20 protein-coding genes, 1 pseudogene and 2 riboswitches are annotated in these 26,066 nt (G+C 72.8%); of the genes and pseudogenes, 11 read left to right on the forward strand and 10 right to left on the reverse strand.

What is annotated here, in order from left to right:
* The 9 genes from LJB74_RS10700 (at position 1) to LJB74_RS10740 (ending at position 11,267) form a co-directional block, all read left to right on the forward strand.
* The gene (locus LJB74_RS10700) at positions 1-1,695 is read left to right on the forward strand and encodes a glycoside hydrolase family 66 protein (protein WP_259308516.1); all 1,695 of its coding nucleotides are present in this window, start codon (positions 1-3) and stop codon (positions 1,693-1,695) included.
* Positions 1,692-3,452, forward strand: a complete 1,761-nt coding sequence (locus LJB74_RS10705) for an alpha-glucosidase (RefSeq protein ID WP_259308517.1) — start codon at positions 1,692-1,694, stop codon at positions 3,450-3,452. The genes LJB74_RS10700 and LJB74_RS10705 overlap by 4 nt, the downstream gene beginning before the upstream one ends.
* 17 nt (positions 3,453-3,469) lie before the next feature.
* Positions 3,470-4,600 (forward strand): lactate/malate family dehydrogenase, encoded by a 1,131-nt coding sequence (locus LJB74_RS10710; protein ID WP_259308518.1) that lies wholly within the window; start codon positions 3,470-3,472, stop codon positions 4,598-4,600.
* The gene (locus tag LJB74_RS10715; protein ID WP_259308519.1) at positions 4,597-5,169 is read left to right on the forward strand and encodes an ACT domain-containing protein; all 573 of its coding nucleotides are present in this window, start codon (positions 4,597-4,599) and stop codon (positions 5,167-5,169) included. Before LJB74_RS10710 ends, LJB74_RS10715 begins: the two co-directional genes overlap by 4 nt.
* A gap of 66 nt (positions 5,170-5,235) precedes the next feature.
* Positions 5,236-5,328, forward strand: a riboswitch (glycine riboswitch).
* A gap of 220 nt (positions 5,329-5,548) precedes the next feature.
* The gene (gene gcvP / locus LJB74_RS10720) at positions 5,549-8,428 is read left to right on the forward strand and encodes an aminomethyl-transferring glycine dehydrogenase (RefSeq protein WP_259310339.1); all 2,880 of its coding nucleotides are present in this window, start codon (positions 5,549-5,551) and stop codon (positions 8,426-8,428) included.
* A 43-nt stretch (positions 8,429-8,471) separates the two neighbouring features.
* Positions 8,472-9,650: a glycine cleavage system aminomethyltransferase GcvT gene (gcvT, locus tag LJB74_RS10725; RefSeq protein WP_259308520.1), complete on the forward strand. Its 1,179-nt coding sequence runs from the start codon at positions 8,472-8,474 to the stop codon at positions 9,648-9,650.
* Positions 9,651-9,804: 154 nt separating this feature from the next.
* Positions 9,805-10,179, forward strand: coding sequence for a glycine cleavage system protein GcvH (gene gcvH / locus LJB74_RS10730; protein WP_259308521.1), 375 nt, complete (start codon positions 9,805-9,807; stop codon positions 10,177-10,179).
* A gap of 245 nt (positions 10,180-10,424) precedes the next feature.
* Entirely contained in the window at positions 10,425-10,652 is a 228-nt protein-coding gene (locus LJB74_RS10735) for a helix-turn-helix transcriptional regulator (protein WP_259308522.1), read from the forward strand.
* A 147-nt stretch (positions 10,653-10,799) separates the two neighbouring features.
* On the forward strand, positions 10,800-11,267 hold the full coding sequence (locus LJB74_RS10740) for a (deoxy)nucleoside triphosphate pyrophosphohydrolase (RefSeq protein ID WP_259308523.1): 468 nt from the start codon (positions 10,800-10,802) through the stop codon (positions 11,265-11,267).
* 123 nt (positions 11,268-11,390) lie between these two features.
* Here the strand turns inward: LJB74_RS10740 and LJB74_RS10745 are convergent, their stop codons facing one another.
* Both LJB74_RS10745 and LJB74_RS10750 read right to left on the reverse strand, forming a co-directional pair.
* Positions 11,391-12,215, reverse strand: coding sequence for a hypothetical protein (locus LJB74_RS10745; protein WP_259308524.1), 825 nt, complete (start codon positions 12,213-12,215; stop codon positions 11,391-11,393).
* Positions 12,212-12,778 (reverse strand): RNA polymerase sigma factor, encoded by a 567-nt coding sequence (locus LJB74_RS10750; protein WP_259308525.1) that lies wholly within the window; start codon positions 12,776-12,778, stop codon positions 12,212-12,214. The genes LJB74_RS10745 and LJB74_RS10750 overlap by 4 nt, the downstream gene beginning before the upstream one ends.
* Before the next feature lie 480 nt (positions 12,779-13,258).
* Between LJB74_RS10750 and LJB74_RS10755 the strand changes: the two genes are divergently transcribed.
* Positions 13,259-13,708: an Hsp20/alpha crystallin family protein gene (locus LJB74_RS10755; RefSeq protein WP_259308526.1), complete on the forward strand. Its 450-nt coding sequence runs from the start codon at positions 13,259-13,261 to the stop codon at positions 13,706-13,708.
* An 89-nt stretch (positions 13,709-13,797) separates the two neighbouring features.
* On the opposite strand, the gene metE is transcribed toward LJB74_RS10755, so the two are convergent.
* The 8 genes and pseudogenes from metE to LJB74_RS10790 form a co-directional block, all read right to left on the reverse strand.
* Complete coding sequence (metE, locus tag LJB74_RS10760) at positions 13,798-16,149, reverse strand: 5-methyltetrahydropteroyltriglutamate--homocysteine S-methyltransferase (RefSeq protein ID WP_259308527.1); 2,352 nt, start codon at positions 16,147-16,149, stop codon at positions 13,798-13,800.
* Position 16,150: 1 nt separating this feature from the next.
* Positions 16,151-17,134, reverse strand: a complete 984-nt coding sequence (locus LJB74_RS10765; RefSeq protein WP_259308528.1) for a methylenetetrahydrofolate reductase — start codon at positions 17,132-17,134, stop codon at positions 16,151-16,153.
* A 79-nt stretch (positions 17,135-17,213) separates the two neighbouring features.
* Positions 17,214-17,307, reverse strand: a riboswitch (SAM riboswitch).
* Positions 17,308-17,556: 249 nt separating this feature from the next.
* Positions 17,557-18,159 (reverse strand): DNA-3-methyladenine glycosylase I, encoded by a 603-nt coding sequence (locus LJB74_RS10770; RefSeq protein ID WP_259310340.1) that lies wholly within the window; start codon positions 18,157-18,159, stop codon positions 17,557-17,559.
* Between the two features lie 17 nt (positions 18,160-18,176).
* On the reverse strand, positions 18,177-18,371 hold the full coding sequence (locus tag LJB74_RS10775) for a hypothetical protein (RefSeq protein ID WP_259308529.1): 195 nt from the start codon (positions 18,369-18,371) through the stop codon (positions 18,177-18,179).
* Between the two features lie 78 nt (positions 18,372-18,449).
* Positions 18,450-18,662, reverse strand: coding sequence for a hypothetical protein (locus LJB74_RS10780; RefSeq protein WP_259308530.1), 213 nt, complete (start codon positions 18,660-18,662; stop codon positions 18,450-18,452).
* An 85-nt stretch (positions 18,663-18,747) separates the two neighbouring features.
* Positions 18,748-21,746, reverse strand: a pseudogene (locus LJB74_RS20860) (DUF3418 domain-containing protein); the annotation flags it as partial.
* Between the two features lie 313 nt (positions 21,747-22,059).
* Positions 22,060-23,388, reverse strand: coding sequence for a helicase-related protein (locus LJB74_RS20865; protein WP_396125228.1), 1,329 nt, complete (start codon positions 23,386-23,388; stop codon positions 22,060-22,062).
* A gap of 661 nt (positions 23,389-24,049) precedes the next feature.
* Positions 24,050-24,901 (reverse strand): class I SAM-dependent methyltransferase, encoded by an 852-nt coding sequence (locus tag LJB74_RS10790; protein WP_259308531.1) that lies wholly within the window; start codon positions 24,899-24,901, stop codon positions 24,050-24,052.
* A 533-nt stretch (positions 24,902-25,434) separates the two neighbouring features.
* Here LJB74_RS10790 and LJB74_RS10795 point away from each other — a divergent pair.
* Positions 25,435-25,956 (forward strand): hypothetical protein, encoded by a 522-nt coding sequence (locus LJB74_RS10795; protein ID WP_259308532.1) that lies wholly within the window; start codon positions 25,435-25,437, stop codon positions 25,954-25,956.
* Positions 25,957-26,066 lie beyond the last annotated feature (110 nt).

Genomic DNA, 26,066 nt, shown 5'->3' on the forward strand with positions numbered 1-26,066 from the left:
ATGACCGAGCCATCCACCGCCGCCGGGGCGCGACCCGTCGAGCTGCTCCCGACGCGGGCCACGTACGCACCGACCGAACCCGTCCGGATCGAGGTGCGGGGGGCTGCCTCCGATGGCCACCTCACCGTGTGGTCCCTCGGCGACCTCGTTGCCACCATGCCGGTGGGCGACGCGGGAGAGGTCGACCTCGGCCCGCTCCCGGTCGGCACGTACGGTGTCGAGCTGGCTGCGGCGGGCGATGCCGCACCGCTCGCGCGCACGGCCGTCGAGGTCACCGCCGACCTCCGGTCGCGGCTCCGGTACGGGTTCGTCGCGGACTACGCGCCGGGCCGGGACGTCGCACCCGTCACGGATCTCGTGCGTCGTCTGCACCTCACGGGCGTGCAGCTCTACGACTGGGCGTACCGGCACGCCGACCTCGTCGGCGGGGGCGAGGAGTACACCGACGCCCTCGACCGACCGGTGTCCCTCGACACGGTGCGGCGGCTCGTCGCGGGCATCCACGCTGCCGGGTCGCGCTCGTTCGGGTACGCGGCGGTGTACGGCGTCGGCCGCGCCGAGTGGCCGACGTGGGCGCACGCCGCTCTGCTCACCCCGACCGGCGAGCCGTACGGGCTGGCCGACTTCCTGTCGCTCGTCGACCCGGCCGAGCCGTCGTGGCTCGAGCACCTCGGCGCGGACCTCGCGGCCTCGGTCGCCGCCGTCGGCCTGGACGGCTTCCACCTGGACCAGTACGGGTACCCGAAGCGTGCGGTGCGCGCCGACGGCACCGTGGTCGACGTCGCCGACTCGTTCGTGACCCTCGTGCAAGCGGTCCGGGACCGGCTCCCGGACAGCCACCTCGTGTTCAACAACGTCAACGACTTCCCGACGTGGCGCACCGGCGCGAGCCCGCAGGACGCCGTCTACATCGAGGTGTGGGAGCCGCACCTGACGCTCGGCTCGCTCGGCCAGGTGGTGACCCGCGCCCGCGCGGTCGGCGACGGCAAGCCCGTCGTGATCGCCGCCTACCAGCACGTCTACGACGTCGCGCCGGCCGTCGAGTCGGACCTTGCGACCGCCTTCACGATGGCGACGCTGTTCTCGCACGGCGCGACGCACCTGCTCGCGGGCGACGGGGATCGGATCCTCGTCGACCCCTACTACGTGCGCAACCACGTGGTCGAGCCGTCCACCGCCGGGCTCCTGGCGCGCTGGTACGACTTCCTCGTCGAGCACGACGCCCTGCTGGTCGACCCGGCCGTCGTCGACGTGACCGGCGCCTACGCCGGGCCGTACAACGACGACGTCGACGTGACCTTCGCGCGCGCCGACGTCGGGAGCGACGCCGTGGCCGGCACCGTCTGGCGTCGCGTCACCCGGGCCGGGGACGCGCTCGTCGTGCACCTCGTCAACCTGGTCGGTCAGCAGGACACCCGGTGGGACGCGCCGCGCCACCCGGTCGGGGACCCCGGGCCGGGGACGCTGCGGGTGCGGCGGACCGGTCCCGGGCTGCCGCGCGTGCGGGTGGCCGACCCGACCGCGACGCCCCGGCTCGTCGAGGTGCCGGTCGTCGCGGACGGTGACCACGCCGTCGCGCACCTGCCGGCCCCGCACGTCTGGCAGGTCGTCGTGATCGACGACGGCGGGAGCGCCGCTCCCAGCCGCGACCTCGACACCACTGACATCACCGACACCCACGGAGCGGACTCATGAGCACCACCGCAGACTGGTGGCGTTCCGCCGTCGTCTACCAGGTCTACCCGCGGAGCTTCGCGGACTCCGACGGCGACGGGATCGGCGACCTGCGCGGGGTGATCGACCACCTCGACCACCTCGTCGACCTCGGCATCGACGTCCTGTGGCTGTCCCCGGTCTACGCCTCGCCGCAGGCCGACAACGGGTACGACATCAGCGACTACCAGGCGATCGACCCGACGTTCGGCACGCTCGCCGACCTCGACGAGCTCGTCGCCGAGGCGCACCGTCGCGGCATCCGGCTCGTCATGGACATGGTCGTCAACCACACGTCGGACCAGCACCCGTGGTTCGTCGAGTCGGCCTCCGGGCCTGACAGCCCCAAGCGGGACTGGTACTGGTGGCGTCCGCCGCGGCCCGGCACGACGTTCGGCGAGCCGGGCGCCGAGCCGACCAACTGGCTGTCGTTCTTCTCCGGATCGACGTGGACGGCCGACCCCGCGTCCGGCGAGTACTACCTGCACCTGTTCGCGCCGGGCCAGCCGGACCTGAACTGGGAGAACCCGCAGGTCAGGCAGGCGATCTACGCCATGATGCGGTGGTGGGTCGACCGCGGGGTCGACGGCTTCCGGATGGACGTCGTCAACCTGCTCTCGAAGGACCCGGCACTGCCCGACGGCGCAGTCGCGCCCGGAGAGGTCTTCGGCGACGGCTTCCCGTACTACGGGCACGGACCGCGGATCCACGAGTTCCTCCACGAGCTCCGCCGCGAGGTGCTGGCCGGCTGCGACCGTCCGTTCGTGATCGTCGGCGAGACACCCGGGGTGACGGTCGAGCAGGCGCGCCTGTTCACGGACCCGGCCCGCCGCGAGCTCGACATGGTGTTCCAGTTCGAGCACATGGGCGTCGACCACGGCCCCGGCGGCAAGTGGGACGTGCGGCCGCTCGACGTGCGCGCCCTCAAGGCGACGTTCCGGCGCTGGCAGGACGGCCTCGCGGACTGCGGGTGGAACAGCCTGTACTGGTGCAACCACGACCAGCCGCGCCCGGTGTCGCGGTTCGGTGACGACGGTGCCTTCTGGCGGGAGTCGGCCACCGCGCTCGCGACCGTGCTGCACCTGCAGCGCGGGACGCCCTTCGTCTACCAGGGCGAGGAGCTCGGCATGCGGAACCACGTGTTCGCGTCGGCCGACGCCTTCACCGACATCGAGTCCGTCAACCACTACCGTGCTGCGGTCGGCCGCGGCGAGTCCCCGGAGGTCGTGCTCGACGCCCTGCGCCGGATGAGCCGCGACAACGCCCGCACCCCGTTCCAGTGGGACGCCGGACCGTCGGCGGGCTTCTCCGCCGGGACGCCGTGGATGCCCGTCAACACCGACCACGACGAGGTGAACGTCGAGGCCGAGCGTGGCGTCAAGGGCTCGGTGTACGAGCACTACCGCAGTCTCGTCGCGCTGCGGCACACCGAGCCGGCCGTCGTCGACGGCGACTTCACGATGCTCCTCGCGGAGCACCCGACGGTGTTCGCCTACCTGCGGCGCCTCGGTGGCACGACGCTGCTCGTCGCCGCCAACCTGTCGGGCGACCCGCAGACCGTCGAGCTCGCCGAGGGCCGGGACCCCGACGGCGTGCCGTGGGACGAGGCGGACGTCGTCCTCTCGAACCAGCTCGGCGACGGCATCCCGCAGGAGCCGATGTGGTGCGGCGCCGACCGGTTCACGCTGCGGCCGTGGGAGGCCGTGGTGCTCCGTCGGCAACATTCCCGTCACGCATAACCCGTACGCTCCGCTGCATGGACGTCGCAGTGCTCGGTGCCACAGGTGATGTCGGGCGGCAGGTCTGCACGCAGCTGATCGAGCGTCGGGTGCTCCCGACGTCGTCGCGCCTGCAGCTCGTCGGCCGTCCCGACGGCGGGTCGGCGCGTGCGACGCACGGGCTGCGCGCGGACCTCGTCGACGCGTACGACGAGCACGCGCCGCTGATCGACGTCGCCCTCAGCCCGGACGACGTCGTCGCGGACGTCGTCGTGGTCGCCGCGGGGCGCACCTCGCCGCCGAGACCCGGGGTGACCACCGATCGGGCCGCGCTCGCGGCGGACAACCATGCGGTGTTCGCGGCCTACGCGGAGGCGCTCGCGCGCAACGGTTCGGGCCACGAGGTGGTCGTCGTGGTCTCCAACCCGGTCGAGCTCGGGGTCGCCGTGCTCGCCGAGGCGCTCGGCCGGCACCGGGTGATCGGCATGGGCGCGTGGCTCGACACGCTGCGGTTCCGGCGCGAGGTCGCGGTGTCACTCGGGGTCCGACGGCACCGGGTCGGCGGGTTCGTCGCCGGGCAGCACGGTGACGACCTGGTGCCGCTGTGGTCGACCGTGCGGGTCAGCGGACTCGACGCGGACGAGCGTCGTCGTGCGGTCGCGGGCCTGCGTCGCGGGCGCTCGCTCGACGGGTTCGCTGCCGAGATCGACGCCGCGAAGGCCACCCTCGGCGAGCTCGTGGTCACCGACATCGCCGCGGCGTTCCAGCTGATCGAGACCTGGCCGCCGGACCTGCGCGTCCTCGCGCGGCCGTGGCTCACCCACCAGAGCGGCGCCAAGACCGCGGCCGGCAGCGCCAACGCGACGGTCGACCTCGTCGACACGGTGCTCGACGGGCGGGACATCGTCGTCGCCGGTCAGGTCGCGCTCGACGGCGAGGCGAGCATCGGTGGTCGACCCCTGCACGGGGTGCTCGGGGTGCCTGTGGTGCTCGGGCCGGAGGGGTGGACGCGCGTGCTGCTCGACGAGCCCGACCCGGACGAGGCACGGCGGCTCGCGACGACGGCCGGACGCATCGACGCGATGCTCGCACCGTGGGGTCTGGGCGCCGGGGCAGGCGCCGGGGCAGGCGCCGACATTCGCACGAGCGCGGACGGGAGCGCGTCATGACCGGCTCGACCGACCTGACCGGCTCGACCGACCTGACCGGCTCGACCGACCGGACCGGCTCGACCGACCTGACGGGCGTGACGGGCGTGACGGGCACTGATCCCCGCTGGGTCGCGTTCGTGACCGGCGCCGACCGCGCGGGCACCCTCACGGCGCTGACGAACGTGTTCTCGACCCGCGGCGTGAACTTCGAGTCGCTCTCGGCCGCCAGCGTCGAGGGGGACGCCGGGCTGATCGTCGTGACGTTCGTCGCCAGCGAGCGGCGCCGACGCCTGCTCATCCGGACCGTCGAGCGGCTCGCCGTCGTGCGGTCGGTCGAGGCCTATGCCGCGGACGACGTGACCGTGCGGGCTGCGGGAGTGGTGCAGCTGCCGCGTGGCGTCGCCTTCGCGCCGCCGACCGGGGTCGACGTGCGCTGGTCGGGAGACTCGGCGGCCGGGCGACCGGTGCTGGTCGAGGGCACGCTGGCGGACGTCGAGCGCGTCGTCGCCGATGTGCGCGCCCACGGGGCGCTGGCCGCCGCGATGGTGATCCTGCCGCCGGTCCCGGACGCCGCGCCGCCCACGTGACGAGCACCACTCTTGCCGTGGCCGCGGTGCGGCTACGCTGTCCCCACAACTGAAGACCATGCTGCTCGAACTGCGGCGGGAGAGCTCCCGCACGTTGCGCGACGCCGAAGGAGCAACCCTCCCCGGGAAACTCTCAGGCCCCCGTACCGCCGCGGCGAGGCAACTCTGAAAAGCAGCCGTCCCGCATCACCTCGAGGGACGGCTCACCGACGGTGCAAGTCGGCGCGCCCCGGGCCTCCAGGCCGAAGCGGACCGGCAAAACTCTCAGGTCGGCGCGCGCCCGCACGGGTGCTCGACGCCGGATGACAGAGCGGGGAGGCCACCTGCCCGTCCCGGGTGTCCCCGGGCGACTGCATCCAGGAGCCGGACCGTGACAGATCTGACCGCGAGCGAGCTCGCCACGCACACCTCGGTCGCCGAGGACTTCTCGGACCGGCACATCGGGCCGCGCGCGGGTGAGTTCTCCCGCATGCTCGACGTCCTCGGGTACGAGTCCCTCGACGCCCTGGTCGACGCGGCCGTGCCGCAGTCGATCCGCACCGCGACCCCCCTCGACCTCCCGGCCGAGCGGTCCGAGGAGGAGGTCACTGCGGAGCTGCGCGCGATCGCGGCCAAGAACACCGTGATGACCCAGATGATCGGACTGGGCTACTCGGACACGTTCACGCCGGCGGTGATCCGGCGCAACGTGCTCGAGTCCCCCGCCTGGTACACGTCGTACACGCCGTACCAGCCGGAGATCTCGCAGGGCCGGCTCGAGGCGCTGCTGAACTTCCAGACGGTCGTCTCCGACCTCACCGCCCTCCCGGTCGCGAACGCGTCGCTGCTCGACGAGGCCACCGCCGTCGCCGAGGCGGCCGCGCTCATGCGCCGCGCGGTCAAGGGCCGGCCGGACGGCGTCGTGGTCCTCGACGCGGAGTGCCTGCCGCAGACGATCGCCGTGACGCGTGGCCGCGCGGACGCCCTCGGGTTGCCGATCGTCGTCGCGGACCTCAGCGGCGGTCTGGCGGCGGGTCTGCCGACGGGCACGGACGTGATCGGCGTCGTGCTGCAGCAGCCCGGGGTCTCCGGCGTCGTCCGTGACCTGCGTCCGGTGATCGCCGAGGCCAAGGCGGCCGGTGCCCTCGTCACGGTCGCCGCGGACCTGCTCGCCCTCACCCTGCTGACGCCCCCCGGCGAGCTCGGGGCGGACGTCGCCGTCGGGAGCGCGCAGCGCTTCGGGGTCCCCTTGTTCTACGGTGGCCCGCACGCCGCGTTCATGGCCGTCCGCGAGGGCCTCGAGCGGATGATCCCCGGCCGCCTGGTCGGGGTGTCGGTCGACGCCGACGGCGCGCAGGCCTACCGCCTCGCGCTGCAGACCCGTGAGCAGCACATCCGCCGCGAGAAGGCCACCAGCAACATCTGCACGGCCCAGGCGCTGCTCGCGATCGTCGCCTCGATGTACGCGGTCTACCACGGGCCCGACGGGCTGCGGGCGATCGCCGAGCGGACCCACGCCCGTGCGGTCGACGTCGCGGCCGGGCTCCGCGCCGCGGGCGTCGAGGTGGTGCACGACGTCTTCTTCGACACCGTGCGCGCCCACGTGCCGGGACGTGCCGAGGCCGTCCTGGCCGCTGCAGTCGATCGGGGCATCAACCTCTATGCGGCCGACGCCGACCACGTGCAGGTTGCGTGCGACGAGACGACGACCCCGGAGATCGTCGCCGAGGTGCTCGCGGCGTTCGGCGCCGAGCCGGTCCCGGGTGCACCTGCCGGAGCCCTCCCGGCCGACCTCCGCCGGACGAGCACGTACCTCACGCACCCGGTGTTCCACGTGAACCGGTCCGAGACCTCGATGCTGCGGTACCTGCGGCGGCTGTCGGACAAGGACCTCGCGCTGGACCGCACGATGATCCCGCTCGGCTCGTGCACCATGAAGCTCAACGCGACCGTGGAGATGGAGCCGATCTCCTGGCCGGAGTTCACGGGCATCCACCCGTACGCCCCGCGCGGGCAGGCCGTCGGGTACGCGGAGCTGATCGAGACCCTCCAGGCATGGCTCGCGGAGATCACCGGGTACGCGGCGGTGTCGGTGCAGCCGAACGCCGGTGCCCAGGGGGAGTTCGCCGGCCTGCTCGCGATCCGCGGCTTCCACGAGGCGAACCGTGGTGAGGGTGACCCGGTCCGTGACGTCTGCCTGATCCCCGCGTCCGCGCACGGCACCAACGCGGCGTCGGCAGCGCTGGCCGGGATGCGCGTCGTCGTCGTGGCGACGGCTGCGGACGGGTCGGTGGACCTCGACGACCTCCGGGCCAAGCTCGCGCAGCACGGTCCGCAGGTCGCGGCGATCATGATCACCTACCCGTCGACCCACGGGGTCTTCGAGGAGGACGTGCGCACCGTCTGCGATCTCGTACATGAGGTCGGCGGTCAGGTGTACATCGATGGGGCGAACCTCAACGCCCTCGTCGGCCTGGCCCGCCCCGGCGAGTTCGGTGGCGACGTCTCGCACCTCAACCTCCACAAGACCTTCTGCATCCCGCACGGCGGCGGTGGCCCCGGCGTCGGGCCCATCGGCGTCGGCGCGCACCTGATCCCCTACCTGCCGGGCGACATCACCAGCCCGACCCCGCAGGCCGCACCGGTCTCCGCCGCGCCGTTCGGCTCCGCCGGGATCCTGCCGATCTCGTGGGCGTACGTCGCCCTCATGGGCGGTGAGGGGCTGCGCCGCGCGAGCGAGACCGCGATCCTCAGCGCCAACTACCTCGCCGCGCGCCTCACCGAGCACTTCCCCGTGCTGTACACCGGGCCCGGCGGGCTCGTCGCGCACGAGTGCATCCTCGACCTGCGCCAGATCACCAAAGAGACCGGGGTCACCGCCGAGGACGTCGCCAAGCGCCTCATGGACTACGGCTTCCACGCCCCGACCCTCGCGTTCCCGGTGCCCGGCACGCTCATGGTCGAGCCGACCGAGAGCGAGGACGTCGCCGAGCTCGACCGGTTCATCGACGCGATGATCGCGATCAAGGCCGAGATCGACGAGGTCGCGGCCGGCACCTGGACGGCGGCCGAGTCCCCGCTGCGCGGGGCACCGCACACCGCCCTCTCGCTGACCACGGACGACTGGTCGCACGCCTACCGCCGCGAGGTCGCCGCGTTCCCGCTGCCGAGCCTGCGCGCCGGGAAGTACTGGCCGCCGGTCCGCCGCATCGACGGCGCCGCGGGTGACCGGCACCTCGTGTGCTCGTGCCCCCCGATCGACTCCTACCTCGACGCATGATCACCCCGCTCACGACCCAGCCCTCCTCAGGACGGATGCGACCATGACCGACACGACCGGAGTGACCGAAGCGGCCGAGACGCCCCGCCGATCCCCGCTGCACGACGAGCACGTCGCCCTCGGCGCCGCCCTGACCCCGTTCGCGGGCTGGCAGATGCCGCTGCGGTACACCGGCGACCTCGCCGAGCACCAGGCGGTGCGCACCGCCGCGGGGCTGTTCGACCTCTCCCACATGGGCGAGATCGAGATCGAAGGGCCGCAGGCCGCCGCCGCGCTCGACTACGCCCTCGTCGGGAACCTCACGGCCCTCGCCGTCGGTCGGGCCCGCTACACGATGATCTGCGAGGAGAGCGGCGGCGTCATCGACGACCTCGTGGTCTACCGGCTCGCTGACGAGCGCTACATGATCGTCGCGAACGCGTCGAACGTCGGCGTCGTCGTCCCCGCGCTCCGGGAGCGGTTCGTCGGCTTCGACGTGACGCTGACCGACGCGTCGCTCACGACCGCGCTCATCGCGGTCCAGGGGCCCGCCGCCGAGGCGATCGTCGTCTCGGTGGCCGAGCCGCGCGACGTCGGCGCCGTGAAGGACCTCAAGTACTACGCCTCGACCAACGCGACGGTCTCCGAGGTCCCCGCCCTCGTCGCGCGGACCGGGTACACCGGGGAGGACGGCTTCGAGCTGTTCGTCCCCGCCGAGCTCGCCCCGGCGCTGTGGCGTGACCTCCTCGCCGCCGGCGCCCCGTCGGGCCTCGTCCCCGCGGGTCTCTCCGCACGCGACAGCCTGCGCCTCGAGGCCGGCATGCCGCTGTACGGGAACGAGCTCGACCGCACGACGACCCCGTACGACGCCGGACTGGGCAGGGTCGTCCGGCTCGACAAGACCGGGCCCGACGGTGCACCGGTCGCGTTCGTCGGCCGCGCCGCCCTCGAGGCCCGGCACCAGTCCGAGCCCGCACGCGTGCTCGTCGGGCTGCAGGGGCTCGGCCGTCGGGCCGCGCGGCACGGCTACCCGGTGCTCGGCGGCACGGCGCACGACGCGCCGCACGTCGGGCACGTGACGTCCGGGGCGCCGTCGCCCACGCTCGGCTACCCGGTCGCGATGGCCTACGTGACGCCCGAGGTCAGCGCCGTCGGGACGGAGCTCGCGGTGGACGTGCGCGGGCGCCAGGAGCCGGTGCGCGTGGTCGCCCTTCCGTTCTACCGTCGGGCCGACAAGAACTGACCGGGCCCGGACCGCTCGGCCCGCTCCTTCCGACCCGCTGCTCTCGACACACTGCTCTCGACACGCCGCTCCTGATACCGCACGCTCGACCCGCACGTCGCAACCTGCTGCTCGACCCACTCGTCGCTCGACCGACCCGCCCGAGGAGAACCCCATGGCGCAGTTCCCGGAGAACCTGAAGTACACCGCCGAGCACGAGTGGGTCGGCGGCGACTCCCCCGTGACCGTCGGCATCACCGACACCGCGCAGGACGCGCTCGGCGACATCGTCTACCTCGAGCTCCCGGCCGTCGGCGACGAGGTCACGGCCGGTGCGGTGATCGGCGAGATCGAGTCGACGAAGTCCGTCTCCGAGCTGTTCTCGCCGGTCTCGGGCACCGTCGTCGAGGTCAACCAGACCGCCGTCGACGACCCCGCACTCGTGAACTCCGACCCGTACGGCGACGGGTGGCTTGTCAAGGTCGACGTCACGGAGTCCGGCCCGCTGCTGACGGCTGCCGAGTACCAGGCGCAGGTCGGAGAGGCCTGACTCGGCCGTCCGAGTGAACCTCGTGCGATGGCCCGCAGCCCATCGCACGCCTCTGACCTGCACAGACGTGTTCGAGCGGGGTAGTCTGACGGGCCGGATGAGAGGCGCATGAGAAGTCGCGGGTGAAATTCGCGTCATGTACCGCCGGGTGCCCTGTCTCATCCAGTGACAGAGCAAGACATGGGAACGGCCAGCACTCCCCATCAGGGGGACCGATCCCGGATTTCCCCTTTCGGAGGTACCCCGTGAGCACTCTCGAACTCTCCCGCCCCGGCCTGTCGGAGCAGCTGACCCGCCGTGAGCGCGTCGTGCTGTCGAACCTGACCGAGGACGTCACGCTCGAGGAGATCGCCTCCAGGCTCTTCGTGACCCGCAACACGGTCAAGTCGCAGGTGCGCAGCGTCTACCGCAAGCTCGGCGTCTCGACCCGGGCCGACGCGGTCGCCTGCGCCCACGCGTTCGGGCTCCGCTGACCCGTCGTCGTCGGCCGGACCCCGGATACCTCCGGACCGTCTGACGTCGGGCCTGATGCCGTCGGTGGAGTCGACCCGTCGCTCAGGCGGTCCGGTCCTGCACCATCTGCGCCCCGACCCTCCGTGCGGCTCTGAGAGAATCGCCGCATGACCTCCGACGTGCCGATGCCGCGCCGACCCCGCCGTGCGCTCGTCGTCGCGGCCGCGCTGGTCGACGACCTCGCGGCACCGACGTCCCTCCTGGCAGCCCGGCGGTCGGCACCCGTGAGCCTCGCCGGACGGTGGGAGTTCCCCGGCGGCAAGGTCGATCCGGGCGAGACCCCCGAGGAGGCGCTGCACCGGGAGCTGCGCGAGGAGCTCGGCGTCGCCGTCCGCCTCGGTGCTGAGGTGCACGCGCCTGCCGGGGCGGGCCGCGACGACATCGGATGGATCCTCAACGAGACCTACGTGATGCGCGTGTGGTTCGCCGAGGTGATCCACGGCACCCCTGAACCCCTGATCGAGCACGACCGTCTCACGTGGCTGCCCCGCGGGGAGTGGCACACGGTCCCCTGGCTCGACGCGGACGTCCCGATCGTCGACTCCCTCGTCGCCCGGACCGCCGGGTTGCGCTGAGCGGCGTCCCCATCCGGCGGATCAGGGCTCAGTCGTCGCGGTCCCGTCGGTGGTCGCCCTCGCGCGATGTGGACCGGGGGGCGGACGCCACAGCGGAGGCGCGGAGGGACAGCGCGCACCGCTTCATCGGAGCGTGAGCCGGCTGGTGGTCGTGGTGCCGTCGCGGTAGGTCACGGCGAGCTCGACTCCGTCGCTCGACGCGTTCATGAGCTCATCGCCGGGGAACCAGAGCGCGAAGTGCCCTCCGTTCACGGTCGCGGTCACGTCCCCGTGCGTCCGGCTGTGATAGACGACGCCCACGACATCGGAACCGGCGGCGCCGGCGATCAGGGAGATGTCGCCCGCGCCCATGGTGCCCGTGCCGAGGTCCGTGGCGACCAGCTCACGGGGCTTGGGAGCGGCGTAGTCGGCAGGTGTTCCGATCGAGCCGATCATGCCGCTCGTGAACAGGCCCGCGGTGCTGTCGGTGATGCACATCGCCGAGAACCCGTCGGCGCCGGCGAGCACCACCGTGGTCCACACGCCTCGGCGCTCAGCGACGACCGGGTCGGCGCTGCGAAGTGCGGTGGCGTAGTCGCCCGCGTGCGTCTGGCCCCGGCAGTCGGTGACCGCCTCTGCCTGTTCCTGCGCCGACATGCCTGCAGGGGCCGCCGTCCAGGTGGCGAAGGCGTGGTCGCCGCCGGTGAGGGACGGCAGCACGACCAAGCCGGCAGTGACCGCGGCCACCATGCCGGCGGCCAGGACGACCCGGCGGACCGTTCTGACGGGACGCCGCGGTCGGTCTGTGGCGGTGGACGGTGACGAGGGCTGTTGGCGCCCGTGCGGCGTCGGGTCGGTGGCCAGGATGGCCTGCAGGTCGGCGCGGGCGCGAGCAGTGGTGGGATCGACGTGGCGGTCCGCCGGGTCCAGCGATCGCAGCGTGGCGACGACGTCGTCGTTGCGGTTCATGGGGTGGTCATCCTCTCCGCGACGGCAGCCGGCGTTCCGGTCGCCTGTGGCAGGTGATCGAGATGGAGTCGGAGTGCTCGCCGGGCACGGCTCAACCGCAGCCGGAACGCCACCGGCGAGATGCCGAGCACAGCGGCGGCCTGTGGTGCGCTGAGCTCTTCGAAGGCAGAGAGGGCAAGAGCCTCTTGATGCATCTCGGAGAGACGACGCCACGCGTTGGCGAGGTCCACCGCGCTCACGACCCTGTCGGTGTCCGCGTCGGTGGTGGGGAAGGTCGTGGCGTCAGCGAGGCGCACGCCCAGCGCGCGGCGACGACGCTCGCCGCGGTGGTTGTTGAGCAGGACATTCCGGGTGATGCCGAAGATCCACGCCCGCGCGTCATCGTGGGAGCGCGGCACCTCGTCGAGGCGACGCCACACGACCAGGAACACGTCCGCGACGACATCCTCGGCATGGTCTGCATGTCCCCGCCGCTGAACGAATCGCAGCAGGTCCGGGTAGACCGCCTCGTACAGCGATCTGAAGGTGCGCTCTCGGTCAGGAGCGCGCGACTCGTGGCTCATACCTCGTACCTGTCCACCACCCGAGCACGTGTGTCGCGGTCCGCCAGAGTACAGCGAGGGCCGCACCTCGGGTGCCGATGTCGAGACCGTCCAGGCGGTCGCGTCATGGTGAGCTGCTGTGACGCGCCGATGTCGGGACGGGCTCGGACAGTCTGGTGCGGTCCGGCTTCGACGGGCGGGCCCATCACCTGCGGGGGCTGCGGGCGACGGCATCCAGCAAGGTGTCGCGGCGTGGTCCATCGGTTCTCCCGAGGTCCGTCTGCCCCGGCGCGCTTGTCCGGGCGCGGGCCCGTGGCGGAACGCGCGCACCCGTGGTCGCGCGTTCGCCCGTCGCGAACGATGCCCCGTCGAACACGGAACCCCTCTGGCACTCAGGGCCATCGAGTGCTAATCATGGGGGTGTAGCCACCCGGTCGGGGCCCCTGACCGGATGGGCCGGGGTCCCGAGGGCCGGGGCCCCTGAACGAGGAGGTGAGGTTCGTGGCTACGCGGTACGACCCGTTCTTCGACATGGACCGGTTGGTCGGCCAGATGTTCGGCAGCGTCAGCGCAGCGGCAGTGATGCCGATGGACCTGTACCGGGCCGGTGACCACTTCGTGATGCACGTCGACCTGCCCGGGGCCGACCCCGGCACGATCGACGTCAACGTCGAGGACCGCACGATGACCGTCCGCGCGCAGCGCACGCCGCGCACCGAGGACGACGTCCAGTGGCTGGCCCACGAGAGGCCGAGCGGCACGTACGCCCGTCAGGTCACGCTCGGACGTGGTCTCGCTCTCGACGCCATCTCGGCGACGTACGCCGACGGCGTGCTCACGCTGACGATCCCGGTGGCCGAGGACGCCAAGCCCCGCAAGGTCGAGATCCAGCACGCCTCGACCCCGGCGGCCATCAACGCGACCACCCACGAGGACGCTCCGACCACCTGATCCCACCGACCGCCGAGTGGAGCGAAACGCCACGACACGCCCGCGTGTCTGTGGCGTTTCGCTCCACTCGGCGAGAGGGGTGGGGCTGGCTACGCGAGCGTCGCGCGGACGGCTCGGGTGGCCTCGATGATGTGCTCGAGCGAGGGCGTGACCTCCTCGTACCGGCGGGTCTTGAGGCCGCAGTCCGGGTTCACCCACACCTGGCGCACGTCGATCGACCCGACGGCCGAGCGCAGGAGCTCCTCGACCTCGCCCTCGGACGGCACGCGCGGCGAGTGGATGTCATAGACCCCCGGGCCGATCCCGCGCGGGTAGCCCGCCCCGGCGATGTCCCCGAGGATCTCCATCTTCGAGCGGGCCGCCTCGATCGAGGTGACGTCCGCGTCCAGACCGTCGATCGCGCCGATGATCTCGCCGAACTCCGAGTAGCACAGGTGCGTGTGGATCTGCAGGTCCTCCCGCACGCCGGCCGTCGCGAGCCGGAACGACGCCACCGACCAGTCGAGGTACGCCGGCTGGTCCGCCGCGCGCAACGGCAGCAGCTCACGCAGCGCCGGCTCGTCGACCTGGATCACCGGGATGCCCGCGGCCTCGAGGTCGCCGATCTCGTCCCGCAGCGCGAGCGCCACCTGGTTGGCGGTGTCCCCGAGCGGCTGGTCGTTCCGCACGAACGACCACGCCAGGATCGTCACCGGACCCGTGAGCATGCCCTTGACCGGCTTGTCCGTGAGCGACGCCGTGTAGGTGGTCCAGTCGACGGTGATCGGCGCCGGGCGCGACACGTCGCCCCACAGGATCGGCGGGCGCACGCAGCGCGACCCGTAGGACTGCACCCAGCCGTTCTGCGTGACGGCGAACCCGTCGAGGTTCTCCGCGAAGTACTGCACCATGTCGTTGCGCTCGGGCTCGCCGTGCACGAGGACGTCGAGGCCGATCTCCTCCTGGAGCTCGACCACGCGCTTGATCTCGGCGCGCATCTCGGCCTCGTACTGCTCGGTCGTGATCTCGCCCTTGGCGTGCGCGGCGCGTGCCTTGCGGATCTCCGGGGTCTGGGGGAACGAGCCGATCGTCGTCGTCGGCAGCGGCGGCAGGTGCAGCCGCTCCTGCTGTGCCGCCGCACGGGCCGCGTAGTCGCCGCGGTGGAAGTCCGCGTCGGTCAGGCCCGCAAGGCGTGCCCGCACCTCCGGACGCACGACGCCCGGCGCGGTCGTCCGGTTCGCGAGCGAAGCAGCCGACGCGGCGAGCTCGGCGGCCACCACCGCACGACCCTCCGCGAGCCCCTTCGCGAGCACCGCGACCTCAGCAACCTTCTGGTCGGCGAAGGCGAGCCAGCCGCGCAGGGTCGGGTCGAGGTTCGGCTCGTCCTCGACGTCGTGCGGGACGTGCAGCAGCGACGTCGACGTCCCGGCGAGGATGCGGGACTCCGGGCCGGCCAGCGCCTGCAGCGCCTCCAGGGTGTCGAGAGCGGCCCCGAGGTCGGCGCGCCAGACGTTGTGGCCGTCGATCACGCCGCCGACCACGGTCTTGCCGGCCAGACCGGCGACGGGACCGGTGGGAAGCGTGCCGCGCACCAGGTCGAGCGTGAGGCCCTCGACGTCGGTCGCCGCGAGCACCGGGAGCGCGTCGCCGAGACCGCCGTACGGCGCGCCGACGAGGATCGCCGGTCGGGCCGGACGCGCGAGGTCCGTCGCCAGCGCGGCGTACGCCTCGGTGAGTGCGGCGTAGACGCGGTCGGCGGGCACGTCGATCGCGTCCGAGACCAGCGCGGGCTCGTCGAGCTGCACCCACGTGGCACCGGCCGCAGCGAACGCCTCGAGGAGCTGGGCGTACACGGGCAGCAGGTCCGCGAGGCGGTCGAGCGGGACGAAGCCCTCCGGGGATCCCTCGGCGGCCTTCGCGAGGGCGAGGAAGGTCACCGGGCCGACGAGCACCGGTCGGGTCAGCACGCCCTCGGCCAGCGCCTCCGCGAACTCCCGCACCGGGCGGTCGTCGGCGAAGCGGAACACGGTGCCCGGGCCGATCTCCGGCACGAGGTAGTGGTAGTTCGTGTCGAACCACTTGGTCATCTCGGCGGGGAGGTCGTCGCCCGCGCCGCGCGCCACCGTCGAGTACCCGGCGAGGTCGAGGCGGCCGTCGGCGTCGGCCAGGCCGGCGAAGCGCGCCGGGATCGCGCCGACGACCGTCGCGGCGTCGAGCATGTGGTCGTAGAACGAGAAGGCCGACGGGATCGCCGGGACGTCGGTCCGCAGCCCGAGCTCGGCCAGGCGCGTGCGCGTCCGGCGACGCAGCTCGGTCGCGGTCGCCTCGACGTCGGCGGCCGTCGCCCTGCCGGCCCAGAAGGCCTCGATGGACTTCTTGAGCTCGCGCCGGGGCCCGACGCGCGGGTACCCGAGGACGGTGCCGGAACCCAGGTCGGGAACGGCGGTGGTGGTGTCGGTCATGTCAGCCCCTTGAAGGAATGGACGTGGACGGTGGTGCCTGGACCCGCGGCGCATCGGCCACGTCGGGAGCCGTCGGGGCCCCTCCGCCGAGGTGTGCACCCTCGAGCAGGTCAAGTGCGGCTTGGTGCGTGTTGAACGTGTAGATGTGGACGCCCGGGGCGCCACCGTCCAGCACGCGGGTGACGAGCTCCACGCTGGCACGGATGCCGACGCGGTGCCGGGCGACGGGGTCGTCCTCGGCGGCGAGCGTGGCGAGGAGGTCACGGGGGACCTCGACGCCGGTCAGCTCCTGAACCCGCAGCAGGCGGGCCGGGTCGGTGGTGGGGATGATCCCCGGGATGATCGGGATCGTCACGCCGGCCTCGCGAGCGGCCGCGACCATGTCCAGGTAGCACTCGGCGTCGAAGAACACCTGCGTGATCGCGAAGTCCGCCCCCGAGGCCTGCTTGTCGAGCAGGGCCTGGATGTCCTGGTCGCGCGTGCTCCCGGCGCCGGCGTTGCCCCGCGGGAAGGCCGCGACGGCAACGGACAGTGGGCGGACGGCGCCTCGCACCTTCTGGGACGGCGACCCGGCGGCGCGGCGCGACTCGATCTTGCGGAGCAGGGACACCAGGTCGCTCGCGGTGTGCAGGCCGTCCGGGTGCGGGTGCCAGTCGGGCTGACCGACGGGCGGGTCGCCGCGCAGGGCGAGGAAGGACCGCACCCCCTCGTCGAGGAACTCCTCGACGACCTGGGTGATCTCCGCGCGCGAGACCCCGACGCAGGTCAGGTGGGCGATCGGGTTGAGCGACGTCTCGCGGAGCAGGCGGCGGACGAGCGCGCGCGTGGTGTACCGGGTGGCGCCGGACGCGCCGTAGGTGACGGAGACGAAGTCGGGGCGTGCGGTCGCGAGGGCCTCGATGGTGGCCCAGAGCTTCGGCGCCGCGTCCGGGTTGCGGGGCGGGAACAGCTCGAAGGAGACGGTGGGCCGGTCGACGGCGGTCACGGAGCTGCCACGGGCCGTGCCGGACGGCGGCCGGTGACCTGAGGGTCGCGGTCGTCGCGGGTAGCGCTGGACATGGTGCACTCCATCGGTCCTGGCGGAAGCACCCACGCCCGCGGGGAAGGGGGTTGCTGCGACGTCACCGAGCCAGGTCTCTCGGTCGCTCTGGATGGTGCCGGAATCATAGGCAGCCGTATCAGCATGTGACAACGCGTGCCCATATGGTGGACGTGCCGTCTCGACCTGCGGTCACGCCGCAGACTCCCCGGCGACCGTTCGACCCGGACCGTCGCCGGACATGCGTCGGGCGCAGGTCGGGCCCGGGTCAAGTGGAGCGAACTGCCACGACACGCCCGCGTGTCGGTGGCAGTTCGCTCCACTTGACAGGTGTCGGGACGGGGTCGGACGGGGTTGGGCCGGGAGGGCTACGGCGTGGCAGCGGGGCAGCCGACGAGGTGGTCGTCGACCAACCCGCACGCCTGCATCGCCGCGTACGCGGTCGTGGGGCCGACGAACTGGAACCCGGCGACCTTGAGGGCCCGGGCGAGGGCCGCCGACTCGGTCGTCTTCGCGGGGACGTTCGCCCACGTGACCGGGCGCGCGCGGGGGCCCGCCGGGGCGAAGGACCAGAACAGCTCGTCGAGCGTGCGCCCGGAGTCCCAGAGTGCGACCAGCGCGCGGGCGTTGGCGATCGTCGCCGCGACCTTGGCGCGATTCCGCACGATCCGGGCGTCCGACAGCAGCCGGGCGACGTCGTCGTCCCCGAACGTCGCGACGACGCGCGGGTCGAAGCCCGCGAAGGCCTCGCGGAAGGCCGGACGCTTGCGCAGGATCGTGATCCACGCGAGCCCCGACTGGAACGCCTCCAGGCTCATCCGCTCGAACAGCTCGTGCTCGCCGTGCACAGCGCGACCCCACTCGTGGTCGTGGTACGCCGCGTAGAGCGGGTCGCCGTCGCCGAAGCACCGACCGGTCGGGAGCGTGCCGGCGGCGCCGGGTGCATCCGGTGCGCTGGGCGCGCCCGGCATGTCCGAGGTGCCGGCTGTCACGAGACGCGCCGGGCCGTGATGCGGCCGGCCGCCACCGCCTCGTCGGACAGCGTGAGATCGCCGTCGTCCGCCGGTGCGGCGAGATCGAGCAGAGCGGCGTGGACAGCCATGAGGACCTCGGCGCTCGGGGGACCGGCCGGTGCGCCGGGAGTGACACGCACCGCTCCCGTGCGGCTGTCCAGCAGATCCATGACCCGGATATTACGACGCATGACGGACGAATCGGCCGTCCGACGCACGTCGATCACGCGATCAGCCGGCCCGACCGATCACGTCGTGCCGCGCCGCCGCAACGGTGTGCGGAGCCTGCGCGGACGGGTCCACTGCCTGGGGATGCCGAAGAACGGGGTCGGCGGCGGCACCGGGACACGGTCGAGCCCCTCGCGCACGGCCTCGAGGACCTCCTCGTTGGGGGGCTCCAGGGGTCCCTCGAGCGCACGCGCCGCCATGGCCACGTCGTCGGGCTCGGGGATGGAGGTCATACGCCACTGTAGGTCTCGGCGACCGGGACGCGAGCGGTGGACGAGGGAAATTCATCCACTCGGCTGAGGCGTCGTGCGGCAGGCGTCAGGACAGGGCGGTCAACGCTGTCCGGATCCGCTTCTCCGACACCGGGACGGGTGTCCCGAGCTGCTGGGCGAAGAAGCTGACGCGCAGCTCCTCGAGCATCCACCGGATCTCCGCCAGCCCGGCCGTCCGTGCGGCATCCGGTGCGGCCGCTGCCGCGGCAGCCCTCGCGTCGTCGTAGGCGTCCTGGAGCTCGTGCACGCGCCAGGCGAGCTCCGCGTCCCGGTTCGGGTTCTCGGTCGCCTTCGCCAGTCGCAGCCGCGCGGCGCGGAGGTAGCGGGCAAGGTGGGGGAGCCGTGCGGCGCCGACCTCGCTCACGAACCCCGCGTGGACGAGCGCCGCCGACTGGTCACGGATGTCGGTGAGGGTGTTGAGGAGGGCCAGGCTCGTCGCGGCGCGGACCTCACCGTCCAGCTCACGTGCGACGCCGAGCACCGTGACGACGTCGCCGACCACGCGGTGCACCGCGTCCTCGAGCCCCGCGCGGACGGCCGTGCGTGCGGCGGTCCACGTCGCCAGGTCGCGCGGGTCGATGGGCGACCCTCCCGGTCCGGGCGCCGAGCCGGCGCCGAGCAGGACGTCGATCGCGGCGAGCTGGACGTCGGCCACGAGGTCGTCGGTGGTGCGGTACGGGCTCGCGGCGAGCGTGAGCGCCTGCGTCCCGGACCAGCGGGTCGTGACGCGTGGCGTCGACAGCCCGACGTCGAGCAGGAGGAGCCGGCGCACGCCGCGGTGGTGCTCGGCGGACGCCCGCACCTCGTCACCGAGGACCCGGAGAGCGACGGTGGCGGAGCCGTCGCGCGCCGGCTCCTCGACGAGCGCGGGGTACCCGTGGATCCGGTGTCCCGACGCGCCGGTCGTGGTGACCAGCGTCGGCAGCTCCGCGAGGTCCGGCGGCCACGTCCGCAGTCCCGTCCTCTCGATGATCCCCGTTCCCGCGCCCGCCTCCGCCTCTGCCTCCGCGACCGCGCCCGTCGAGTGGAGCGAACTGTCACCGACACGCGGGCGTGTCGTGACAGTTCGCTCCACTCGACCGGTTGGGGAGGGGGTGGTGGGCGACGGCGGCGCGGCCTCGGTGGAGGAGCGGACCGCCGACCGCACGGCCGAGCGGACCGCGACCCGCACCGCGTCCTCGTTGCGCGCAGCGAGCTGCCGCTGCAGCGCGAGGAGGCTCTTGCCCTCCTCGACGACGACCGACGTCCCGGCGCGCTCCTGCTCGACGCGGAACGTCATGCGCAGGTGCGCCGGCAGCCGCTCGTCGTCCCACGCGTCGGCGGGGATCTCGACCCCGCGCAGAGCGCGCACGGCCGCCGCGACGTCGTCGTGCAGGGACGTCGCCATGTCCCCGGCACGGACGGTGTCCACCCACGACGGCAGGTTCGCGGACATCCACGCGACGATCTCGCGGGCGACGTCGGGCGCCGGCACGAGCTGCACGCGGACGGACTTCGGGAGCGACCGGATCAGCGCCGTGACGAGCTCGGCCTGCAGACCGGGCACCATCCGGTCGAAGCCCTCGGGCCGGACCCGGTTCAGGACGACCAGCGGGACGTGGACCGTCACACCGTCGGCGTCGGTCCCAGGCTGGAACTGGTAGCTGAGCGGCAGCTCGAGATCACCCTGCGGCCACAGCGACGGGAACTGCGACTCGTCGACCTCCTCGACCTCCTCCGGCAGGAGCAGGTCGAGGGTGAACGACAGCAGCGACGGGTCGCTGCGGCGTGCGGTCTTCCACCACGTGTCGAAGTGCCGGGCCGAGACGACGTCGGCCGGGATCCGCTCGTCGTAGAAGTCGAACAGCACCTCGTCGTCGACCACGAGGCCGCGTCGTCGGGCCTTGGCCTCGAGCCGCTCCGCCTCGGCGAGCAGCTCGAGGTTGTCGTGGAAGAACGCGTGGTGCGTCGTCCACTCGCCCTCGACCAGCGCGTGCCGGATGAACAGCTCCCGCGCGTGGGCCGGGCCGACCTTCGCGTACAGGACCCGCCGCTGCGTGACGATCGGCACGCCGTACAGCAGCACCTTCTCGTAGGCCATCGCGGCCCCCTGCTTGGTGGACCACGCCGGCTCCGAGTACGTGCGCTTGACCAGGTGCGACGCGAGCTCCTCGGCCCACTCCGGCTGGATCCGCGCGACGTCGCGCCCCCACAGCCGTGACGTCTCCACGAGCTCCCCCGCCATCACCCACGCCGGGGGCTTCCGGGCGAGACCGGACCCGGGGAAGATCGCGAACCTGGCACCCCGCGCGCCCAGGTACTCGTTGCGCGTCTGCCGCCTGGCCGCCCCCTTGGCGTCCGGCGCCGAACCGCCCCGCGCACCGACGCGCACCTCGGTGACCTCCTGCATGCCGATCTGCGAGAGGAGACCGGCGAGCAGGGACTGGTGGATGCGGTCGGAGTCCCACGACAGGCGGCGGTCCGGCTCGGCATCGGTGCCCCGCGGCCGCTTGCCACCGGGCGCCGCGGGCGACGTGCCGGTGCCGGCGGGCGTGCCGCGCGTCGTCGCGGAGGCGGCCGCCTGCTCGGCGGTGAACGCGGCGGCCCCCGGCGCCGAGCGACGGACCGTGCCCGACGCCGGCCCGCTCGACACGGTCGCGCGGGCCCCCGGGGGCGCACCGTGATCCCGAGCGGCTTGGCCATCTCGCGCAGCTGCGTGACGACGTCCTGCCACTCGCGCAACCGCAGGTAGTTGAGGAACTCCGCCCGGCACATCCGACGGAACGCGCTGCCGGAGAGCTCGCGCTGCTGCTCCTTCACGTACTCCCAGAGATTCAGGTAGCTCAGGAAGTCCGACGTCGGGTCGTTGAAGCGGGCATGGGCCTGGTCCGCCTGCGCGCGCTGCTCGGCCGGGCGTTCGCGCGGGTCCTGGATCGACAGCGCAGCCGCGATGATCATGACCTCGCGGGCGACGTCCCTCCGCCCGCCCTCGACGATCATCCGGCCCAACCGTGGATCCATCGGGAGCTGGGCGAGGGCACGGCCGACGTCGGTGAGCCTGCTGCGGCTGCCGTGGCGGGCGTCGTCGCGTTCGTCCGGGCCGCCGGTCTCTCCGCGGTGGCCCTCGGGTCTCGTCGAGCTGTCGGCGGGTGCTGCTCCGGTCGCCGTCGCGGGCTCGGTCGCCGTCGTGGGTCCGGTTGTCGTCGTGGCCGCTGCTGCGGAGGCGTCGGCCGTCGCGGGTTCGGAGGCCGCGGGCACGACCGTCGTGCTGGGCTCGTCGGCCGGAGAGGTCCCGAGCGCGCCGAGCTCGGTGAGCAGCTGCACCCCGTCGCGGATCGCGCGGGTGTCGGGTGGGTCGACGAACGGGAACCGGGCGACGTCACCCGGCGACGACGCCACCCCCCACCGCGACCATCTGCAGGATCACCGACGCGAGCGACGTCCGCAGGATCTCCGGCTCGGTGTACTCCGGTCGTGAGGCGAAGTCCGACTCGGAGTACAGGCGGATCGCGATGCCGTCGGCCACCCGCCCGCACCGACCGGACCGTTGGTTGGCGGAGGCCTGGGACACGGGTTCGATCGGGAGGCGCTGGACCTTGGTGGCCTTCGAGTAGCGCGAGATGCGCGCGGTCCCCGGGTCGATCACGTAGCGGATCCCCGGGACGGTGAGGGAGGTCTCGGCGACGTTGGTGGCCAGGACGACACGACGGGTCGCGTGCGGCTCGAACACCCGGTGCTGGTCGGCCGAGGACAGTCGCGCGTACAGCGGCAGGATCTCGACGGCATTCGCCGGCGCCGCCCGTCCTGCGCCTGCGACGCGGGGTCCGAGGTGTCCGACGAGCGCCTCTTCCGTGTCGCGGATGTCCCGCTCGCCGGCCAGGAAGACGAGGATGTCCCCCGGTCCTTCGGCGCACAGCTCGTCGACGGCCTCGCAGATGGCGGTGAGCACGTCCCGCTCCTCGCCGCGCCTCTCCCCACCCTTCGCTCGAGTGGAGCGATCTGCGACGACACGCCCGCGTGTCGGTCGCAGATCGCTCCACTCGGCGGGGGTGGTGGGGGTGGCGGAGGTGGGGTCGGGTGGTGGGGGGTCGGGGACCAGCGGGCGGTAGCGGATGTCGACCGGGAACGTCCGGCCGGTGACCTCGATGACGGGGGCGGGCGTGCCGTCGGGGTGCCCGGGGCTCGGTGGGGACGCGAAGTGCGCGGCGAACCGCTCGGAGTCGATCGTCGCCGAGGTGATGACGACCTTCAGGTCCGGACGTCGAGGGAGCAGCTGCGTCAGGTACCCGAGGATGAAGTCGATGTTGAGCGACCGCTCGTGGGCCTCGTCGATGATCAGGGTGTCGTAGGCGAGCAGCATCGGGTCGCGCTGGATCTGCGCGAGCAGGATGCCGTCGGTCATGACCTTCACGAGCGTGTTCTCGCCCGAGGTGTCGGTGAACCGGACCTGGTACCCGACCGTCTCGCCGAGCGTCGTGCCGAGCTCCTCCGCGATGCGCTCCGCGACGGTTCGCGCGGCGATGCGGCGCGGCTGCGTGTGACCGATCTGCCCGTCCCGCCCGCGGCCGAGGTCCAGCGCGATCTTCGGGATCTGGGTGGTCTTCCCCGAGCCGGTCTCGCCCGCGACGATCACGACCTGGTGATCGCGGATCGCCGCGGCGATGTCCTCCCGGCGTGCCGAGACGGGGAGCTGCTCGGGATACGTGATCGGCGGGAGCTCGACCGCGCGGCGCGCCTCGGCCCGTGCCGTGCGGGCACGTGAGCCCGAGGAGCGGCGTGCGGTGGGTGCGCTCGTCCGGCCCGCAGGGCGATCGGTGCGGGGGCGGCCGCTCCGGCGCTGGTCGGGATGGCGGGTCTGGTGCGGGGGTGTCGGACCGGCGGCGGGGGTGGCGTCGGCGTCGCCGGGTGCGGGGACGGTGCCGCGGGCGGGCCCGTCCAGGTGGGCGGACTCGTTCGGGCGAACGGTGCGATCTGGGTCCGTGGAGCCGACGTGGGAGTCCGGCGAGTCCGACGGCCCCCGACGTCTCCGGCCGGAGCCGCCGCGACGCCGTCGGGGCGGCCGGGGCGCGTCCGACGCCTGCCCCTGGTCCGGTCCTGTGCTCACAACACACCATTGTCGCCGTTGCCCTGCGCGGATCGCGCCGTGTTTTCCCCACAGCCCCCGTCCGCCCCCGCCGCGCCCGAGCCCACGACCCCGATCCGGGAGCGTCCGGGGAGCGGCCCCGTCCGCGCTGGGCGCCGCACGTGGTGACAGTGGGGCGCGTGTGGCTGGTGAGGTGGCGCACGCGTCACAGGCACATCAATCGTCACGGCCGCGGCGCGGAGCGTGCAGCGACGGAGCGCGCAGCGATGGGGTGCGGAGCGCGGGGTTACCGGGTGGCGTGGAGCAGGGCGGAGAGGCGCATCGGGGCGAGGGCGTCGGTGCGGTGCCACAGGCTCGGGTCGATGGAGCTCTCGTAGGGGACGTGGCGGACCGTCGTGAAACCGTCCCCGACGACGATCGACGTCAGGTCCTCAGGGGCGTAGAAGCTCAGCCAGGGCTCGCCGTCCTCGGCCACTGCGGCGCCGACGGCCTCCGCGTAAGCCTGTCCTGCCTCGTCGCGCAGGGAGGGGACGAGCATGTAGTCCAGAACGACCTGGGACCCGGTGGGAAGCGTGCCGAGCTCGGCGGCGACCCGTGCGAGCGCGGAGCCGGTCAGGTACATCGAGACGCCGAGGAGGCTGACGAACGAGGGTCGTGCCAGGTCGAAGCCCGCTGCGACCAGCGCGTCGAGGAGCGAGTCGTGCTCGAGGTCGGCCGGGGCGAACGTCGGCGCGGAGTGCGGGACGATCCCGGCGGCCTCGATCGCGTGGCGCTTCCACTCCTGGCTCGCTGGGCGGTCGACCTCGTAGACCGTCCGAGGGGCGTCCGCGTCGCGGTGCATGCGAAGTGCGAACGTGTCGAGGCCGGCGCCGACGATCACGTATTGCGCGAGCCCGCTCTCGGCGAGGAGTCCCTCGGTGAACCGGCTGCGGCAGAGGACCTCGGTGCGGGCGCCGGCGAGGACCGGGTGGTCGCCGAACTTCCGGTGGTAGTCGATCAGCTCGTCGGCGCGCTCACCGAGGAGTGCCTGTGCGAGGGTGTCGGTGAAGATCAGGGGCTCGTGGTCGACGAGCAGGTGCGCGGCGCGGGCGGCCGCGGAGGTCAGGGCGGTGCGGCTGATCTCGGATGAAGAATTCACGTCGACAATGCTACATATCAATGCGCGAACTATAGCACAGAAATGCGATTTCCGCAAGGGCGCAAGAGGGCGAACAATGCCTTTGTCCGGAGTTCGGCGCGTATTCGTCGAGGTGCGCGCTCTGGTGAACGATGGCGATTGCGGACCGGCACGGGCGGAGACTCGACGACCCGACCTCCGTGCGACGGTGTCGTTCGATCACGAGGTGCCGAGCGGTCTGCGCGACGAAGCGCACCGATCGCGACGGGACCGGCCGTCGCGTGACCTCGTCCGCGTTCGTCGCTCGGATCCGGCGTGCGTCGATGGGGAGGACGCCGAGGCGGGGGTTCACGAAGACGGGATCGATCGTGCATTGTGGTCGGTGGTCGGTGGTCGGTGGTCGGTGGTCGGTGGTCGGTGGTCGGTGGTCGGTGGTCGGCCGACTGCGGACCGACGTGCCCCACCGACGGCGGCGTAGCGTCGGACGCAGCGGACGGGCGCCGTCGTCGATGCGACGGTCGAGACGCGGCACGAGCGGGTTGGGGGTCGACGTGGTGGCACGGGCACGGCGGACGACGCTGCGCGTCGCGCGGGTGGTGCTCGGGGCAGTGGCCGTGGTGACGCTCGCGACCGGTTGCGGCTCGGTGGCGGCGAACGGGGGAACGGCCGGCGAGTCGACCCCGACTCCGATTCACGCGACGATGCCGACCGATCCGTCGGGCATCACTCCCGAGTCGACGATCACGGACTTCATCGCCGGCGTCAACGCTCACGACATGGTGCGGGCGGAGGGGTTGGTCGCGCCGAAGCACGTGAGCGCGATCCTCGACCGGCCCGACGGATGGTTCACGAACACGGTGAACATCACGGGGCTCTCCCTGGGCGCGCCCGTTGCCAAGGACGGCCACGGGACCGCTGCCGACGGGTACGCCCAGGTCCTCTATGTCCCCGCGCGGTTCACGCTGGCCGAGCAGAAGTCGGGCGGGACGTCGACCTCACGCGTGAGCTGGGGATTCCTGCTCGCGCGCCAGAGCATGGTCGCGCGCTGGATCATCGTCGACGAGGGCCCGGCGTAGACCGCCATCGCCCGGCCAGCCCGCACCTGGCCAGCCTCGCGAGACCAGCCATCGCTCGGTCGGGCCGCACCCGGCCAGCCAGCACCCGGCCAGCCCCGCGAGACCAGCCA

It is taken from the genome of Cellulomonas sp. P24 (assembly GCF_024704385.1).
GTDB lineage: Bacteria > Actinomycetota > Actinomycetes > Actinomycetales > Cellulomonadaceae > JAJDFX01.